Raw genomic sequence first — 272 nt, forward strand, 5'->3', positions numbered from 1 at the left:
GACGCGCCCTCCGCGAGACCGGTTTCGGCGGCCGCGCGGCGGACCGGTCCCGCGCGCCCCGTCGCCTCGTGGGCGGCCCCGAGCGGGTCCTCGCGGGCGCGGTCGGCGAGGCGGTCGTCGCGGAAGCGGACGCGCTCTGCGAACCGACCGGCGGCGACGAGCAGGCCGGTCGCGGCGTCGTCGTACCGGCGTTCCAGTCCGTCGGCGCGGACGACGAGACGGTCGGCGTCGCGGGTTTCGAGCGCCTCGACGACCGTCGCGCGACAGGCGGG

At 79.4% G+C, this 272-nt stretch carries 1 pseudogene; it reads right to left on the reverse strand.

Features of this window, described 5'->3' with window-relative positions:
- Positions 1-272 (reverse strand): annotated as a pseudogene (locus tag AUR65_RS17530) (type II secretion protein); the annotation flags it as partial.

It is taken from the genome of Haloferax marisrubri, assembly GCF_001469875.2.
Taxonomy (GTDB): domain Archaea; phylum Halobacteriota; class Halobacteria; order Halobacteriales; family Haloferacaceae; genus Haloferax; species Haloferax marisrubri.